Annotated in this window: 14 protein-coding genes; 4 read left to right on the forward strand and 10 right to left on the reverse strand. The window is 33.3% G+C overall.

The window, feature by feature from the left end; all coding sequences use genetic code 11:
* The first annotated feature begins 237 nt into the window (after positions 1 to 237).
* The 4 genes from B4I81_RS09555 to B4I81_RS09570 all read left to right on the forward strand — a co-directional run bounded on the left by B4I81_RS09555 (position 238) and on the right by B4I81_RS09570 (position 4,519).
* Positions 238 to 1,425, forward strand: coding sequence for a phosphoglycerate kinase (locus B4I81_RS09555; RefSeq protein WP_291110062.1), 1,188 nt, complete (start codon positions 238 to 240; stop codon positions 1,423 to 1,425).
* Positions 1,426 to 1,491: 66 nt separating this feature from the next.
* Positions 1,492 to 3,036, forward strand: coding sequence for a lytic transglycosylase domain-containing protein (locus B4I81_RS09560; protein WP_291110064.1), 1,545 nt, complete (start codon positions 1,492 to 1,494; stop codon positions 3,034 to 3,036).
* Positions 3,037 to 3,051: 15 nt separating this feature from the next.
* Positions 3,052 to 4,035, forward strand: coding sequence for a DUF4837 family protein (locus B4I81_RS09565; protein ID WP_291110065.1), 984 nt, complete (start codon positions 3,052 to 3,054; stop codon positions 4,033 to 4,035).
* 37 nt (positions 4,036 to 4,072) lie between these two features.
* Positions 4,073 to 4,519: a GNAT family N-acetyltransferase gene (locus B4I81_RS09570; RefSeq protein ID WP_291110068.1), complete on the forward strand. Its 447-nt coding sequence runs from the start codon at positions 4,073 to 4,075 to the stop codon at positions 4,517 to 4,519.
* Positions 4,520 to 4,666: 147 nt separating this feature from the next.
* Here the strand turns inward: B4I81_RS09570 and B4I81_RS09575 are convergent, their stop codons facing one another.
* The 10 genes from B4I81_RS09575 to B4I81_RS09620 all read right to left on the reverse strand — a co-directional run bounded on the left by B4I81_RS09575 (position 4,667) and on the right by B4I81_RS09620 (position 18,033).
* On the reverse strand, positions 4,667 to 7,327 hold the full coding sequence (locus B4I81_RS09575) for a TonB-dependent receptor (RefSeq protein WP_291110070.1): 2,661 nt from the start codon (positions 7,325 to 7,327) through the stop codon (positions 4,667 to 4,669).
* Between the two features lie 7 nt (positions 7,328 to 7,334).
* On the reverse strand, positions 7,335 to 8,024 hold the full coding sequence (locus tag B4I81_RS09580; protein WP_291110073.1) for a GLPGLI family protein: 690 nt from the start codon (positions 8,022 to 8,024) through the stop codon (positions 7,335 to 7,337).
* Between the two features lie 48 nt (positions 8,025 to 8,072).
* Positions 8,073 to 8,372 carry a hypothetical protein gene (locus B4I81_RS09585; RefSeq protein WP_026725400.1) on the reverse strand — a complete coding sequence of 100 codons (300 nt, stop codon included), beginning with the start codon at positions 8,370 to 8,372 and terminating at the stop codon, positions 8,073 to 8,075.
* A gap of 73 nt (positions 8,373 to 8,445) precedes the next feature.
* A complete protein-coding gene (locus B4I81_RS09590; RefSeq protein WP_291110077.1) occupies positions 8,446 to 9,102 on the reverse strand; it encodes a response regulator transcription factor in 657 nt (218 codons plus the stop codon).
* Positions 9,103 to 9,213: 111 nt separating this feature from the next.
* Positions 9,214 to 10,068 carry an OmpA family protein gene (locus B4I81_RS09595; RefSeq protein WP_291110080.1) on the reverse strand — a complete coding sequence of 285 codons (855 nt, stop codon included), beginning with the start codon at positions 10,066 to 10,068 and terminating at the stop codon, positions 9,214 to 9,216.
* Position 10,069: 1 nt separating this feature from the next.
* Positions 10,070 to 11,704 carry a S41 family peptidase gene (locus tag B4I81_RS09600; RefSeq protein ID WP_291110083.1) on the reverse strand — a complete coding sequence of 545 codons (1,635 nt, stop codon included), beginning with the start codon at positions 11,702 to 11,704 and terminating at the stop codon, positions 10,070 to 10,072.
* A 71-nt stretch (positions 11,705 to 11,775) separates the two neighbouring features.
* Positions 11,776 to 12,147: a ribonuclease P protein component gene (rnpA, locus tag B4I81_RS09605; RefSeq protein WP_291110085.1), complete on the reverse strand. Its 372-nt coding sequence runs from the start codon at positions 12,145 to 12,147 to the stop codon at positions 11,776 to 11,778.
* Positions 12,148 to 12,212: 65 nt separating this feature from the next.
* The gene (locus B4I81_RS09610; RefSeq protein WP_291110087.1) at positions 12,213 to 14,333 is read right to left on the reverse strand and encodes an elongation factor G; all 2,121 of its coding nucleotides are present in this window, start codon (positions 14,331 to 14,333) and stop codon (positions 12,213 to 12,215) included.
* Positions 14,334 to 14,482: 149 nt separating this feature from the next.
* The gene (locus B4I81_RS09615; protein ID WP_291110089.1) at positions 14,483 to 16,360 is read right to left on the reverse strand and encodes a M1 family metallopeptidase; all 1,878 of its coding nucleotides are present in this window, start codon (positions 16,358 to 16,360) and stop codon (positions 14,483 to 14,485) included.
* Between the two features lie 77 nt (positions 16,361 to 16,437).
* Complete coding sequence (locus B4I81_RS09620; protein ID WP_291110091.1) at positions 16,438 to 18,033, reverse strand: S8 family peptidase; 1,596 nt, start codon at positions 18,031 to 18,033, stop codon at positions 16,438 to 16,440.
* Positions 18,034 to 18,082: the final 49 nt, after the last annotated feature.

An 18,082-nucleotide genomic window follows, 5' to 3' on the forward strand; every position in this document is an offset into this window, starting at 1 on the left:
TGCGGAATTCTTCCGGCTTCGGCACTCTTAGTTAAGTGATTTTTAATATGTTCCTGTCCTAAAATATCTTTGAAAAGCATGGAACAAACCTAATCAAAAATTACCAAAATTGGTAGAAAAGAAATCAAAAAGTTGGTTTTAGAAGAATTTAAAAAAATGCAAAATATGATATTTGTTATAAAGATTTAAAATACAATAATTTATATTTGCATTCGCTCAAATTAAAATTCGATACAAATGAAAACACTTAACGACTTCAATTTCAATAACAAAAAAGCAATTATTCGTGTAGATTTTAATGTGCCTTTAGATGAAAATTTTAAGGTTACCGATGCTACAAGAATTGAGGCTGCAAAGCCAACAATTGACAAAATATTGAAAGATGGCGGAAGTGTAATTTTAATGAGTCACTTAGGAAGACCAAAAGGAGTTGAAGCGAAATATTCGTTACAACACATTGTTGCAAAAACGGAAGAAATTTTAGGTCAAAAAGTACATTTTGCTTCGGATTGTATTGGAGAAATTGCTGAAAATGCAGCTAAAAATCTTCAACCAGGCGAAATTTTATTATTAGAAAACTTACGTTTTTACGCCGAAGAAGAAAAAGGAGATGTGGATTTTTCAAAAAAACTAGCTTCTTTAGGTGATATTTATGTGAACGATGCTTTTGGAACAGCTCACAGAGCACACGCTTCAACTACTATTATTGCTCAGTTTTTTCAAGATGCAAAATGCTTCGGTTATTTGTTAGCTAAAGAAATTGAGAGCATCGAAAAAGTATTGAAAAATTCAGAAAAACCAGTGGTTGCGATTTTAGGAGGAAGTAAAGTTTCTTCAAAAATCACGGTGATTGAAAATATTTTAGACAAAGTAAACCACATGATCATCGGTGGTGGTATGACGTTTACATTCATCAAAGCTTTAGGTGGAAAAATCGGAAATTCTATTTGCGAAGATGATAAATTAGAATTAGCTATCGAAATTTTAAAACAAGCCAAAGAAAAAGGCGTTCAAATTCACTTACCTGTTGATGTTGTGGCTGCTGATGCTTTTTCAAATGACGCCAATACGCAAGTTGTTGATGTGAAAAATATTCCAAATGGATGGCAAGGTTTAGATGCAGGTCCAAAATCATTAGCCATTTTTAAACAAATTATTTTAGATTCAAAAACAATTCTTTGGAACGGTCCATTAGGTGTTTTTGAAATGGAAAACTTTGCTAACGGAACGATTTCGTTAGGAGAATATATTGCAGAATCAACAGCAAATGGTGCTTTTTCACTTGTAGGTGGTGGCGATAGCGTTGCGGCTGTAAAACAATTTGGATTAGAACCAAAGATGAGTTACGTTTCTACCGGCGGTGGAGCGATGTTAGAAATGCTGGAAGGCAGAACCTTACCTGGAATTGCAGCTATTTTAGATTAACAATACAATAAAACGTTGGTTATTAAGTTATTAATGATTAACATGCCCCAAAAAACAAAAAACAGAATGAAAAAAACAATTATAATAACATCACTTTTTCTGTCGCTTTTTAGTTTTGCGCAGGAATCTGTGGAAAAAGAAAATTTACTTCCGTTGCCTAAAATGTCCTATTTGGATTCATTGAAAACAACGTTTGTAAATCACAGTACTAGTAATTGTATTGATGAGCGATGGATTTCTGAATTGGCTAGTGCCGAACTGTCGGAAAATATGTTTTCCGACATTGTTTCTATTGATATTGATTCAGAGGTAAGTTATGATTTATCTACCGAATTATTGAAAAAACGATTAGCCAAAATGGATGCAAAATCGCCTTTCAATATCGAATATCATCCGGCATTAGAAAACACGATTAAAGCCTTTTTGAAAAATCGACCAAAAGCATTTGAGCGTTTAATGGCGATTTCAGAATATTATTTCCCAATGTTTGAAGAGCATTTAGCAAAATACAACATTCCGTTAGAATTGAAATATTTAGCTATTGTGGAATCAGCATTAAATCCTAGAGCGAAATCTCGTGTTGGAGCATCTGGTTTGTGGCAATTTATGTATCCAACAGGAAAACAGTATAATTTGGAAGTGTCTTCCTATGTTGATGAACGTTATGATCCGTTAAAAGCTACCGAAGCCGCTTGCCAATATTTATCAAGTTTATTCGGAATTTTTGGTGATTGGAGTATGGTTTTAGCAGCGTACAATTGCGGACCAGGAAATGTTTCAAAAGCTATTCGTCGTTCGGGTGGAAGTCAAAATTATTGGAACATTCGTAAAAATCTTCCAAAAGAAACGGCGAATTATGTTCCTGCCTTTTTAGCTACTTTTTACATTTACGAATTCAAAAAAGAGCACGGTATTGTTCCCAAAAAAGCTCCAATAACGTATTTTGAAACCGATACGATTATGGTGAAAAAACAAATGTCGTTCAAACAAATTTCGGAATTATTAGATATTCCAATGGATCAATTGGAATTCTTGAATCCGATATATAAATTAAAAGTAGTTCCGTTTGAAGCAGATGAACCTCATTATTTGCGTTTGCCAAAAAATAAAATGGGACTTTTTGTTTCGAATGAGGATAAAATTTACGCGTATTTGAATTATCTTGAAACGTATAAAGAAAAAACAAAAACTGAATTTATTGCTTCAACATCAAAAGATTCAATTACTTCTGGTATAGATTCGACTTCAACGGTTGTTAACAAGCCTAAATTTGAACGAAAAACACAGTTTCATACCATTAAAAGCGGTGAAAGCTTAGGTAAGATTGCTGATAAATACAATGTTTCTATTTCTGAACTTAAAAATTGGAACAACATAAAAGGAAATAACATTCAGGCTGGAAAAAAATTAAAAATTTATTCTGATAAAAAAGTAATCACTAAAACGGAGTCTAAGCCCAATAATGACGGGATTTATACGGTTAAAAGCGGTGATTCGTTATTCTCAATTTCAAAACAATTTCCGGGCGTTTCCATTGATGATATAAAAAAATGGAACGATATTAGTGGTGATAACATACAACCTGGAATGAAATTAAAAATTAACGGATAAAAATTATTCTACCCCATGAAAAAATTAGCAGTTTTAACTTTTGTTTCCCTATCGTTTTTGTCTTGTAAAGAAACTTCTAAAGAAGATACTCAAGCCATTTTATCAGAATCTAACGGAAAAATCAATAATGTTTCGATTATTATTGATGATAATTTGTGGAATGGAGAAATAGGGGATAGCATTCGTAAAAAATTTGCTGCTCCAGTAGATGGTTTACCTCAAGAAGAGCCATTATTTACTTTAAATCAATATCCAACAAAAGTTTTTGAAGGATTCGTTCGTAAGAGCCGCAATATTATTGTTGTAAAAAAAGGCAAAGAAGCAGCATTTGTTTCTAATACCAACAAATTTGCAAAACCACAAAATATTTTCTTCATTTCAGGAACTGACACAGAAGATGTTTTGAATATTTTAGAAGAAAAATCAGCTGAAATCATCAAAACAATCAAAGCTGCTGAAATCATTGAGAATCAAATTCGAATGAAGAAATCTCTAGTTTCAGATGAGCAATTACAAAAAAAGTTTGGGATTAGTCTTCAAATCGGTTTTGGATATAAATATGACATGGTGAAAGACAATTTCGTTTGGTTACGTAAAGAATTTACCTCAGGTTACAATAGTATTTTAGTATATCAAGTTCCAATTGATAAAGTGGAAAATGGAGGTGATATCATCACGAATATCACTACTATGCGTGATGAAATAGGTAAAGCCAACATTCACGGAACATTGCCAAATACTTGGATGATTACTGAAGCCGCTTATGCTCCTTATTTGTTTGACGTAACAGTTGCAGGTAAAAAAACCTATTTAACCAAAGGAACTTGGGAATTAAAAAACGATTTCATGGCGGGACCTTTTGTTAATTACGCCATCAAAGACACTAAAAACAATCGTTATTTAATTTTAGAAGGGTTCACTTATAATCCATCAAAATCGAAACGTGATTTGGTTTTCGAATTGGAAGCGATTATTCAATCCGTTAAGTTTTTAAAATAATATAAAGTTCCCTCCATTGGGAACTTCTTTTTTTAATATGGAAATACAATTCAAAATAAAGCGATTTAACGAACTTTCTACGCCCGAACTATATTCATTGCTACAACTTCGCTCAGAAGTGTTTGTGGTGGAGCAAAATTGCGTTTATCAAGATATTGATGGCAAAGACGAGAAAGCACTTCACGTTTTAGGCTACTACGATGGCGATTTAGCCGCGTATTCTCGTTTATTCAACAAAGGTTATTATTTTGATGAAACTTCGATAGGAAGAGTTGTCGTTAGCCCAAAATACCGTGATAAAAAATTCGGTCACGATTTAATGCGAGTTTCTATTAAAGCAATCAAAGAAAGTTTCAACGAAACTGCCATTACGATTTCCGCTCAAGAATATCTCAAAAAATTCTACGAATCGCACGGATTTATCCAAACCAGTGAAATGTATTTGGAAGACGATATTCCGCATATTCAGATGAAGCGTTCTTAGTCTTCAGTCTCAGTTTTCAGTCTCAGTTGGAGCGCTGATGATATCGATTCAACAGATTCTTTTGGATTTATAACCACATCCAAATTAAGAAAATACAAGTTTAAAAAGTAGTTTTACTGCGACTGAAAACTGTGACTGAGAACTTTCTTAAAGCTTATAACTAACTGTCAACATTACAATTCTTGGTAACGTGTAAGTGGTAGAACTCGAAGTCATAAAATCAGAGAAAGAGTTGTTGATTTTAGTGCCATTGTTCAAGTAATTCTGTGCCGAAAGTTCAAATCGGAACGGATTGTTTTTCTTTTGATAACTTAAATAAGCATTGGCAATTCTAAAATCAGTTGCAATGTTGTTGCTGTTTTCGTTGAAGGTTATTTCGTAATCGGTTTTAAAATTAAAATGTTTCCAAAAATCGATATCAAAATCAAAACCCAATCGATCTGTAGTCAATTTCGAATTCGTTAATCCTGAAAATTGACTAAATGTTTTGTTATAACTTACACTCGCACTTGGCCATTTTTTGTTGGCTGTTCGTAACTTAATTCCAATACTTTGATTGTTTCTATCGTTGGTTATTGTTTGATTATTTACGGTTTGAATGTAGTTGAACCAAGATAAATTAGCATTTAAGCCCAATCTAAATTTGTGGATTTTTTTATCAATATTTCCATAAGCACGATATGTAGTTTCTGGATTATCAGTAATGGTTGGCGTTGTAAATTGATTGATGCCATCTAAACCAATTTCATTACGAATGGTTCTTACTTTTTTGGTAAAACTTGCATTAGCAAACAACATGATGCCGCGATACATACTGGTTTTGGAATAGTTTAAAGTTGCATTATGAAAACGTTCGTTTCGCAACAACGCATTTCCTCTAAAAACCGAATTATAACTTTGTAGCGTATAACGTTCTAACAAACGATTCGCTTCTGGGAATTCATTCACTAAACGGTAATTGAATTTTAAGTTTTCGGATTGATTGAATTCGTATTCGCTTAACCAACTTGGTTGTAAAAACGTGTTGTTTAACGTATAATTGTTTGCAATTTGCTCGGTTTTCAAATGATAGTAATGGGCATAAATGGCAGGTTTGTTCACCCATTTTCCAATTTTAAACTTATATTCTAAACCTAAATACAAATCGTTTAACAAATAATCCATGTCGTTCCCAAAACCATCGGTAGCAAAATCATTGATAGTGCCATCGGTTAGGTATTGTTTTTCGGTGATTTGTAATTGTGTGGTTCCTAAATTATTTCCAACATTGGTATACAAATGATTGTAATTGTTGATAATCCAATAATGTTTAAAAAGCGCATCAAAACTGCTGTTTTTTACTTTTTTTACTTGCTGAATGTTGTAAAACGAATCATTTTCTAACGGAATTAATCCGGTTAAGAATTCAGTATCGGTAAGCCAAGTATTGATGGGTTTTTGGTTATCGTAACTTTGATTAATGACTATAGTGGTCGTATGTTTAGAATTTACTTGTTTGTGCCATTCTAAAAACTGCTTGATTTGAACATTATCAGCTGAATTTAACGTTTCAAAAGAAGTTTGTTGTCCATCGAGTCTTGAATTTAAAACCGAAGTCATATCATTGGCGCTCGATTGAAATTGACCGTTGTAAAACCATTTCTCTTTAGTGTTGGGCGTGTAGTTTAGTTTTACGTTTCCGATGCCTAAAATCGATTTATTTTCAGCTTTATTGATGCGTTCTTCTGAAGTAACGGTTGTGTTTTGAAGATATTCGATAGAACTTTCGGTTAAAGTGCTGGTAAAAAGTTTAGAAAAAATAGCAAAACCTTCTACGTCTAATTTAGAATTGATTTCTTGGCGAAAGTTCAAAGCGCTAAATTGCGATTTGTTTTCAATGACATCCGTGTTGTCGCTAGCAAAGGAATACAAATCAGTCAATTGTTTTCTTCCTGAAATAAAACTACTAGCGCCACCTTGAAAGCGCATCATGTCTTGAAATGAAAAAGTTCGTTTGCCAATGTTGTTGATATCGCCAATGAAACTCACATTCGTTTTTGGCGCATAATAAAACAAAGCAGCGTGACCGAGATAAAATCCGTTATCGTTAGCGACTTCAGCCCCTGCATCAACATCGCCAAAAATGAATTTCTTTTTGTCTTCTTTAAGTTTGATGTTCATCGCCAAGTCTTCAGAATCGGAAACTTGTTTCAGAAAACCTACCTCATTGAAGTTGTCAATTACTTCTACTTTATCTACTGCATCGGCTGGAATATTTTCTACCCCTAATTTAGTACCACCACCAAAAAACGATTTATTTTCTACTAAAAACTTGGTTACTTTCTTTCCCTGAACGGTTACGCCACCGTTTTTATCTACTTCTACACCTGGTAGTTTTTCTAATTGTTCTTTTAGTTTGCGTTCGTTTCCATTGGCAAAGGCTTTTACATCATAAATTAACGTATCTTTTTTTACGATAACGGGTTTGTAATCATAGGTAATAACAATTTCCTTGAGTTGTTGCCCTGTTTCCTTAAGTTTAAAGTGATGTTCCTTTTGCGAAAAATTAGCGGGAAGATTTAAAATTTCTTCTTTAAAACCTAAATATGAAACCCTAACTTCATACGGGACATCTTTTTCTAATTCTAATTTATAAAGCCCCAAATGATCGGCAATAGCAAATTTTAATCCTTGTTTTTCAACTAAAGGTTTGGCAATTACATTGGCATTTTGTAATGGGTTTCCTACCGTGTCCTTTACCGTGCCGGTTAGGGTTTGGGAAAATGTAAAAAATGGAAAAAGTAGGAATAAAATTAAGAATTTTGGCATTTAAAAATTAAAAAGTTGGAGGTTTTGAAACAATTTCATTGAATTCTTCTTGTGTGACAACTTTTCCTTCATTAGGTATACCTATAGGGGTATTCTCTTTTTTTAAATCAATTTTAATGACACCATAAGTTGTATTTCTTTCTTGTAATTCCAGTATTAATCCAGGTAAACCATAATATCCTTTAGGTCCAAAATTAAAAGGAATAGATGGACAATACCACGCAATAATAGGGTATTTGAACTCTCCCTTTCTGTTCTTAACTCTTAGTTCAGAGGTAGCTTTATAACATAAATAGGTTCCTATCATTTTAGATTCATTTTCTAATATCCATTCTGTTTTTGCAGAATAATTTATTACATATTTTCCTAAGTGGTTATTAATCTGCTTTATATTATTGTTAGTTTTAATATTTGTGTAATATATCGTTGAAGCTTCGATAAAGGCTTTTGCAAAATTAATATCTTCATTACTTATCATGTCATTCATTGTAAACAGTGAATTTTCACTATTTATAAGCAAAGAGAATGTAATGTTTTTCACTCCTAACCGTGCTTTTTCATAAAAATCTTTTAAAGTTTCAGAATTTGAAAATCCTTCATCAAATCCAAGGTTAACATTGTAGGTAATTTTTCCCGATTTATTTTGTGAAAACAAATGGAAACAAATGAGAATAAAGAATATAGATATTTTTTTCATGTTAATTAATTTATCCTGTGCCATGATTATGGCACAGGAATTAATGTTTTATAATCCTGTACAAGAGGAATATGCAGCCCAAGCAACATTTCCTGCTTGTGTTTCATTTGCACCATTATCAATTGCAGACTGGTAAGTGTCTAAATAAACAGCATAACATGGCTTTAATATAGTGGCATATTCTTTTTCAATTGGTTTAAGTTCTATTTTTTTCTCTTCAATTTCATTTGCCATCCCAGCAAAAGAAAACGCTACAAGTGCTACGGCACTAAAAATCATTTTTTGCATTTTGTTTAAATTTTTAAAATTAATGTTTTGTTTTTGGATATCCAATTCAAATTTTAACATTTAAAAATGCATTTCCAAATGTCGACAATAACATTTAACAAAATGTATCAAAAAACCATACGTGTTGGTATGGTTAAAGATAACCTCTGCGTTTTACTTCGCGTAAAATGCTTGTATCATCCGTAATATTTAATCCTTTTTTTATTTTTGCAATCCTTTTTTGAATGGCAACTTCAGATAATGAAAGTGCTTCTGCAATTTCTCTAATTTTATTACCACTGCTTATTAATTTAACAATTTTGCGGTTGGTTTCTTTAGTGAAAATTTCTTCTTCCCACATTTTGTGGGTTTTTTGTAAAACAGATGTGCTTTTGTACTTGTTCCCTTTTACAACATCTTTAATAGCATTCATTAATTCACTGCCACTGACATCGCTTTTAATTACAATAGCATCAGGTTTTACTCGTTGGTCGAGATCCATCACAGTAAAATCTTCTAAATGCGCAGTAAAAAAGAACGATTTACATAAAGGCATTTTTTCTCGAAGAAACAAACAGAGATCACCACCATTAAAAATCTCATATTCAGGATTACCCGGCATTGAATAATCTAATATTGCTAAGTCAAAAGGTTCATCGGCTTCAGTATGCTTTTTAATTGCTAAAATAGCATCAGTACAATTTAAACTTTCTACAATATGAACGTTTTTTTCACTTTCAAAAGCATACGTTAGTATGGTTTTGAGTGAATCAATCATGTTTTGATGGTCATCTGTAATTAAAACTCTCATAATAAATGGCTTATATTGATAAGCAAATTATTAAAAGTTTTTAATAAAAAAAGCACCTTAGTGATTTTTAACATAATGTATATAAAAACCATACTTTATGTTAAAACGTAATTACTTTTTAGTTTGCTCTGTAGGAGTTACCTCATTTTTAGTAATTAAAAGCTCTACTCTTCGGTCTAAAGTACTACCTTTTTTTAAGGATTGCGTATTGCCATATCCTTTATACGTCATACGGGTTTTACTGATGCGTTTCATCAAAAAGTAATTGTATACTCGTTTAGCACGATTGGTAGATAATTCACGTTTTTTGGTGTCGCGATCAATGGCTTCTTTTTGAAAAGTTGGGGTGCAACAAACATGTCCTTGAATTTCGAAATGAATATTTTTGTATTTGTGTAATTCTAAAGCAATTCGGTCTAATTCTTTCTTGGCTTTGTAGGTTAATTGGCTACTGCCTCTTTCAAATAAAACGTGGTCAAGGTATATTCTATCGCCTACAATTCGGTCTTTTTTAATTGTACTGTAAATCCCAGGAATTTTTAAATCTTCAATTACAACAGGTTTGAAGTTTACTACTACGTCTACTCTTCGGTTTTTGGAACGGGCTTCTGGAACATTCGTTTGCATGTCTTCATCAAGCATGATTCTACCTTTTCCTTCAAGTGTTATGATGATTTTACTTTTGATACCTCTTTCAATTAACTTATTTTTTACCGTATTGGCTCTATTTGTTGATAAAGTGTAATTATAAGCATCTTTTCCTCTATCGTCGCAATAGCCAAAAATCTGAATCGATTCAATTCGAGTAGTATCTATTTTACTTACGAATGTTACTACGGCATTCGCTTGTTCTTCTTTTAAATTGTATTTGTCAAATTCAAAGAATATTGAATGAACTTCTTCTTCCTCTTGAGCAAAAGAAATTAGTGTAAAAAATAAAAATAGTAGGGAAAAGAAACGCGTCATCTTATTTTTTTAATATTGATTTGTACTGCGATTGATTGTTTAATAAAGCAATCGCTTTCTCAATTTCTATATTTTCTTTGGTGTAAAATTGATACAAGCCTTCACGATATTGATAACGTGTAATTAGCTCTTCCTGAATTAGTTTTTTTATTTGATTTTTGTTTTTATCCAACTCTAATTCTTGATTTTTTTCAATTGCCAATTCCAATTGTTTGTATTCTGCAGCAATTTGAGTATCCATTTTTTCTTTTTTAGCCGTTTCTAAAACGTTTTTCAAGGCTTTATTGGTTTCGGTGTCTAAAGTGATTTTCTCTTGCTTTAAAAAAGCTTTAAAAGCCGCATAATCTGTGTCGGTTATGGTTGGAATTCCTGAAACGGTTGGGTTTTTAAAATACCACTGCGTTGCAAAGTTGAAAATAGCATCCGATTTAACAACAGCCTCCGTTATTGTTGCTGTTTTGGTTTCTTCGATTTCGATGTCTGGTAAAACACCGCCACCATCATAAACGGTTCTTCCTGCTTTGGTTTTAAAAGCATTGAATTCGTCTTGAGATTTTTTGATAGCTTTTCCGTTTGCGTCTTTTTTCGAATAATCCAAAGCTTGAATACACCTTCCTGAAGGCGTGTAATATCTTGAAATCGTAACTTTTACTTGCGTTCCATAAGACAAATCTAACGGACGTTGTACTAATCCTTTTCCAAAACTTCTCGTTCCTAAAATTACACCTCTATCCAAATCTTGAATCGCACCTGCTACAATTTCTGAAGCTGAAGCACTTTTTCCATCCACAATTACCGCAATTGGAATTTCTATATCTATAGGTTCATTTTTAGTACGATATTCAAAATTATGTTTTGGATTTTTCGATTTTGTAGTTACGATTAATTCGTTTTTTGGCACAAAAAGGTTACAAATATTAACGGCTTCATGCAATAATCCACCCGGATTTCCTCTTAAATCTAAAATAATTTTGGTTGCTCCTTGTTTCTTCAATTCTAACAAAGCCGCTTTGGTTTCTGAACTCGCTTTTTCTGTGAATTTCGTTAAAACGATATAACCCGTATTGTCTTTTAAAAGTGAGAAAAAAGGAACTGCTTTTATTTCAACATCATCTAAAACAATTGTGGCATTTTGGGTTTTTCCTTGTCGAATGTATTGAATTTCAATTTTGGTATTTTTGGCACCACGAAACAATTGTGAAGCATCTTCTTTGTATTCTTTTAAGTTAATATCTCCGATTTGAATTACCTCATCTCCTGCTTTTAATCCGGCTTTATCAGCTGGAAATCCTTTGTAAATTTCTTTTAGAAAAACTTTTCCTTCTTTGCGTTGAACCATAGCGCCAATGCCAGTGTACTCGCCCGTATTGTTGATTTTAAATTTTAAAACGTCCTGCTCATTAAAGAAAACCGTGTACGGATCTAATTCTTTCAACATGTTTTTTATGGCGTTATCCATCATTTCACCTGGATTGGTTTCATCCACGTAATTTTGGTTAACGGTTTTAAAAAGTCCAGTGAAGATTTCAATTTGCTTGGCAATTTCAAAAAAATCGTTCTTGAAACTAACGCCCACAAATAAGAAACCTGTTGCTAGAACAGGAATGATTATTTTTGCTTTGAAATATTTTTTCATGTTGAAGTCTTGAATTGTACTAGTTTACGAAAGTAAAGAATCTTGAGCAAAAATTAAACCAAAAGTGCAATTTACTTCTGCCTTTCGTTGAATTTTTGAAAAAGTTGGATGGTTTTCTCTTCTATTTCTTGATAAGAAAGTCGCTCTTTTGATTGATAGAAAAACATAAATGCGTATGGTTTTTCCAAATGATTAATCAAAAGATGTTTGTTTAAACGATAGGTTTCACGTAAAACACGCTTGAAATAATTGCGATCGACCGCTTTTTTGAAGTACTTTTTAGAAACGGAAACGCCCATTTTAATTAGTTCTGCATTAGGTTCTGAATTTTCAACATAAACCAAACGCAACGGATATTTCGAAACTGATTTTCCTTCTGAGAATAAAAGGTCAATCGTAGTTTTGCTTTTTAATTTTTCGTGTTTGGGATAAGTGAATTTCATGCAACAAAGGTATAAAAAAAGCTTCCTCAATTTGAAGAAGCTTTTCTAAAATCAAAATTCACTCATCATTCAGATAAAACCGCATTGCTTATAACTAAACTTTCCTGAACATGAGTAGGAACCAGTTGATAAGAACTAAATTCCAATTTGAATTTTGCTTTTCCTTGTGTTAATGAACGAAGTGTAGAACCGTAATCTTTGAGTTCTGCTAACGGCACTTCGGAAATAATTTTTTGATAATGACCATCCGTATCCATTCCTTGAATAATGGCTCTTCGGGTTTGTAAATCGCCCATAACATCACCGGTGTAGGCATCTTCACAAAGTACTTCAAGCTGATAGTAAGGTTCTAAAAGTTGAGGTCTTGCTTCATTAAAAGCATCTTTAAAAGCATGAGCAGCGGCCAATTGGAACGAGATGTCATTACTATCTACTGCATGCATTTTACCATCGTAAATACAAACGCGAATGTTTTGACAATTAGAACCCGTTAACGGACCTTCGGTCATAGATTGCATGATTCCTTTTTTGATTGCAGTGGCATAACGATTGTCGATAGCTCCACCCACAATACACCAATAGAATGCAAATTTTCCGCCCCAAGGCAATTCTTCAATTTCTTTGTTGCGAACGTTTACGCCTTGTGGTTCTGGCATATCATCATAATAAGGCTCAATAGTTAAATGAACTTCTCCAAATTGTCCCGCGCCACCACTTTGTTTTTTATGGCGGTATTCTGCTTTTGCAGCTTTGGTTATGGTTTCGCGATATGGAACTTTTGGTTCTTCAAATAGGATTTCGATGTTGTTTTCAATCTCGATGCGATGTTTGATTAAATCCAAATGCAATTGCCCTTGACCATGTACAATGGTTTGTTTTAATTCCGAAGATTGCTCTACTTTGAAAGTCAAATCTTCTTCTTCAATTTGATGTAACGCTTTAATCATTTTTTCCATATCGGCTAGATTGGCAGTTGTAACCGCTTTTCTGATGCGACTTTCTGGAAATTGCATTTTTCTGACTTTTCTTTCTACACCTTTAGCATTCAACGTATTGTTGGAGTGTCCGTATTTTAATCGAACTGTAACTCCTAAATCACCAGCAACTAATTTGTCAACCGAAGTTCTTTGTTTTCCTTCTGCAACGAATAATTGCGTTAAGCGTTCGGTTTCTCCGTTATCTGCATTTACTAATTCATCACCAGCATTCAATTCACCCGAAAGCACTTTGAAATAAGAAACCATTCCCACTTGCGGTTCCGAAAGGGTTTTATAAATGAAAATAGTAGTTTTGTCACTAGCATCGCATTTTAATTCACCACCATTTTCTAATTTTTTCGCTGGTCTATCGGCTGGAGATGGCGCAATATCATCAATGAATCCCATGATTCTTCCACTTCCCATATCTTTTAATCCAGAAGCACAGAAAACCGGAAATATTTGTTGATGAGCAAGCGCAATAGTTAATCCTTTTGCTAATTCTTCTTCATCTAAATTACCTTTTTCGAAGTATTTTTCCATCAACCCTTCTTCATTTTCTGCAGCCGCTTCTACTAAGGCATTATGAAGTGCATTTGCTTTTTCTAATTCCGATTCTGGAATAGGCATTTTTTCTGGTTTTCCGCCATTTTCTGGGAAAACATACATCGTCATGCGAAGTACATCAATAATACTATTGAATTTTTCTCCTGAATTGTATGGATATTGAATCGGAATCACTTTATTTCCGAAACGATTTATGGCTTGTTCTAAAGTAGTTTCGAAATCTGCTTTTGGATGGTCCATTTGATTGATGACAAAAAAAGCAGGTGTTTGATAATTTTGAACGTATTCCCAAACGATTTCCGTTCCTACTTCTACTCCAGATGCTGCATTTAAAAGAATTACAGCAGTATCGGATACTTTAAGTGAAGAAACGACTTCACCAATAAAATCGTCGAAACCTGGAGTATCAATGATGTTGATTTTGTTGTTGTGCCATTTAACGTGCATTAAGTGGCTGTATAAGGTGTTTTCTCTTTCGTGTTCTAAATCGGTAAAATCCGAAATGGTATTGTGATTTTCTACCGAACCACGGCGTGGAATTGCGCCACTTTCAAATAACATGGTCTCGATAAAGGTGGTCTTTCCTGATCCTGAATGCCCAAGAAATACCACGTTTCTAATGTCTTTTGTTGCAATGCTCATGACTTTATGTTTTTAAATGAATAACTAATTTTAATTTGCATTTTTAGCACATTAAAATTACGAAAGCTAAAACAGCTAAATCATGATATTTGTCATCTTACAAATTGAAATTGAGCACAAAAAAAGCGACTCGAAAGTCGCTTTACATTTTATTTTTTTGGAAAGATGTTATCTTCTTTATTAATATCCGCCATCATGTTTTCTGGGTCAATGGTGATCGATTTAATTTTATCTTTTGGTTTTGCAATTTCAAACGTGAATGTTGGGTAAGCCCAATCCCAACCTTTTAACACATTTCCTTTAATTCCGGCATAGGGATTTGGTTTTTCCCAACGCATTAAGGTATTTGGAATGTAGAAAAATTCTTTAGTTCCATCGGTATATTCTACCATAACATCTAAAGGCATTGGCATTCTTCCTTTTCTTTCAAAAACTACTTTTGTATTCGCAGCATTGGCTTCAGAAACTTCTTTGATGCTGTAATCAATAGTATTTGTAGTTAGCGTCCAATCTAACAAATACCAATCTAAATTAGCACCTGAAACTTTTTCCGCCACACGTTTGATATCGTTCGGTGTTGGATGCGTAAATTTATATTCGTTGTAGTAACGTTTGATGGTTTTGTTGAGGTTTTCTTGTCCAATTAAATATCCCAATTGTACTAAAAACACTTCTCCTTTACTGTAAGCAGAAATACCATACGCCATATTGATATCGTAACGATCAGCGTGTGTAGAAAGCGGTTGTTCTTTACCTGATTTTGCTAAATAAATGTAATTGTTATATGCATCTTCATAAGGAATTTCAGGTTTTTTTGGAGGCAATACCTTGTTCATCGCCAAGTTAGAAATGTATGAAGTAAATCCTTCATCCATCCATTCGTGTTTGGTTTCGTTGGTCGCTAATACAAATTGGAACCAAGAATGCGCCATTTCGTGAGCGGTTACACCAACTAAACTTCCAAAAGCCCTGTTTCCAGTGATTAACGTACACATACCATATTCCATTCCTCCATCGCCACCTTGAATAACTGAATATTGTTTGTATGGATAAGGTCCAACATTTTCATTAAAAAACGCTAGTAATTCGGCTGTTTTAGGTTGCATTTTTTTCCAATTTTCTAAATTTTCTTTCTTGTTTTTGTACAAGAAATGCAATTCTACATTATTTGGACCTAAAATCATGTCATGGATGAATTCGTTATCCGCACCCCAAGCAAAATCATGTACATTTGGCGCATAAAAATGCCAAGTTAAGGTTTTGGTTTTCTTTGGATGAACAACAGTTACGCCAGGGTCTTGGTAGCCATGACCGATTTCGTTTTTGTTTTGTAAATAACCTGTTCCACCAATAGTATAATTTTTGTCAATGGTAATTTTCACATCAAAATTACCCCAAACCCCATGAAATTCTCTTGCGATGTATGGATTAGCATGCCAACCTTCGAAATCATATTCGCATAATTTAGGATACCATTGTGTCATAGACAAAGCCACGCCTTCTTCTGACAATCTTCCAGAACGACGAATTTGCAACGGCACTTGTCCATCAAAATCTAATGAAAGAGTTGTTTTTTGTTTAGGTAAAATAGGTTTTACTAAAGTAACTTCTAAAATAGTTCCTACTACTTTTGTGGTTGCAGAAACTCCATCTTGTTTAAAATTAGCGATGTTTAAATATCCAATTTCATTTGGTTTTAAAGTACTAATTCTACTTTCTTTAAATTCTTTCCCTTCTTTTTTAAAGGTTTTAACCATTCGTTTATCAGGATCGGAAATCGATTGAAGTCGCGCATCCATTTCGCTTCCTGGTTGAAAAGCATTGTTATACAAATGATAGAAAACTTTGTGTAAGGTGTCAGGTGAATTATTTGTGTACACAATTTCCTGTTTTCCTTTGTATTGGAATTTTTTCACATCCATGTTCACCTCCATTTTATAGTCAACATGTTGTTGCCAATACCCTGGATTTGGATTGTTTTGTGCGAAACCAATACAAGAAGTAAGTAAAAAAAGTAATTTTTTCATAATCAATTTTTTAAAAGAAAAACCTACAAGAATTTAACAACCTGTAGGTTTTTGGTTTTACTAAAGTAATGATACTTTTATTTTTTCGCCATTTTAGCTGCTAAAACTAAAGCGTTGTAGGCATTAACAATTCTTCCTGATTTAGAAGCGTCTGCAAAGTTTGCTTTATGCTTGTCTTCACCAATTGTAACTGTGTTTTTTAATGGCGTTCCGCTTTCCATGATGATTTGCTTAACTTGAACTGCAGTTAAACTTGGATAGTAAGAACGAATTAAGGTTGCCACACCAGCTACGTTAGGAGAAGCCATTGAAGTTCCTTGTAAATATTCATACGTATTTAATGGAGTAGTAGCATAAATTTTATCTCCTGGAGCATAAATATCTACATTGTTTTTTCCGTAGTTAGAAAAACTTGCCACCATTTTAGTTCCGTAAGTTGGAGAAAGCGCTCCAATAATTAATACGTTTTTAGCGTATTCTGGACTTCCATCATAGGTATCGTTTGGATATTTGTTTTTTACATCTAAATCATAAGATTCGTTTCCAGCAGCGATAACTACTAAAACGTCTTTTGATTCAGCATATTTGATGGCATCCATAACCCATTCTTTGTGTTGTGAATAGTATTTTCCAAAAGAACCATTGATTACTTTCGCACCATTATCTGCAGCATAGCGAATCGCTAAAGCGATATCTTTATCATATTCATCACCATTAGGAACTGCTCTTAAGGTCATAATTTGAGCATTATTCGTAACGCCATCGCCACCTATTTTATTTCCTCTAACTTGCGCTACAATTCCTGCAACGTGTGTTCCGTGTTTTGCTTCTTTTGGTTCTGGACCTACTACGTTGTTGTTTCCGTATTTAGTATCTTGTAAATCATCTGGATTGTCACCCACAATTTTTCTTCCATCAAAATCAACGTTTAAGTTGTAGTTAACTTGTCCGTAGATATAATCTTTAAATTCTTCAATTTGTTTATCAAAATCCGCTTTTGTGCTATTACTTAAAACTTGTGTAAAAACGGCTTTAGCTTGAGATAATGAAGTTTCTGTTGCAGGAATTGATTTAACTTCTTCTAATGTAAAATCATTCTTTTTGAAATAGCCGACTAAAGCTTTTTCAGCATTTACAATAAAATCTAATTGTTGTTTTTGAGGTTGAATACCTTTTAATTCTTCTTCTAATTCTGCTTTTGCTTTGTCATATTCTGGAGTTCCAGGACCTTTTTTTACAATACGCGTCATTTCTAATTGTTCATGAACCGCATCTCCTAAGAAATTCCATCCATGAATATCATCAATATAACCGTTTTTATCATCGTCAATTCCGTTTCCTGGGATTTCTTTTGGATTCGTCCAAATTACAGCTTTTAAATCTTCGTGATTGATATCAACGCCAGAATCTACGATTCCAACAATAACTTTTTTTCCTTTTTTCCCTTTTAATAATTCAGCGTAAGCCTTATCAACACTCATACCAGGAAGTGTATCTTTTACTAAATCTAAATGACTCCAACGTTGCAAATCTTTTTCTGCGACTGGAGTAGTTTTTAAGGGTAACTTATCAATATTTTCAACCGGAGTTGAAACCATTTGCTGAGTTCCGCAGCTTGCTAATACGAATGCAAAAGCTAAACTTAAATACAGCGGTCTAAAAATTCTCTTCATTTTTCAATTAATTAATTTCAGTTATTGGACTGATGTGTTTTGTATTTGT

This window comes from Flavobacterium sp. UBA6195 (assembly GCF_002422095.1).
GTDB lineage: Bacteria > Bacteroidota > Bacteroidia > Flavobacteriales > Flavobacteriaceae > Flavobacterium.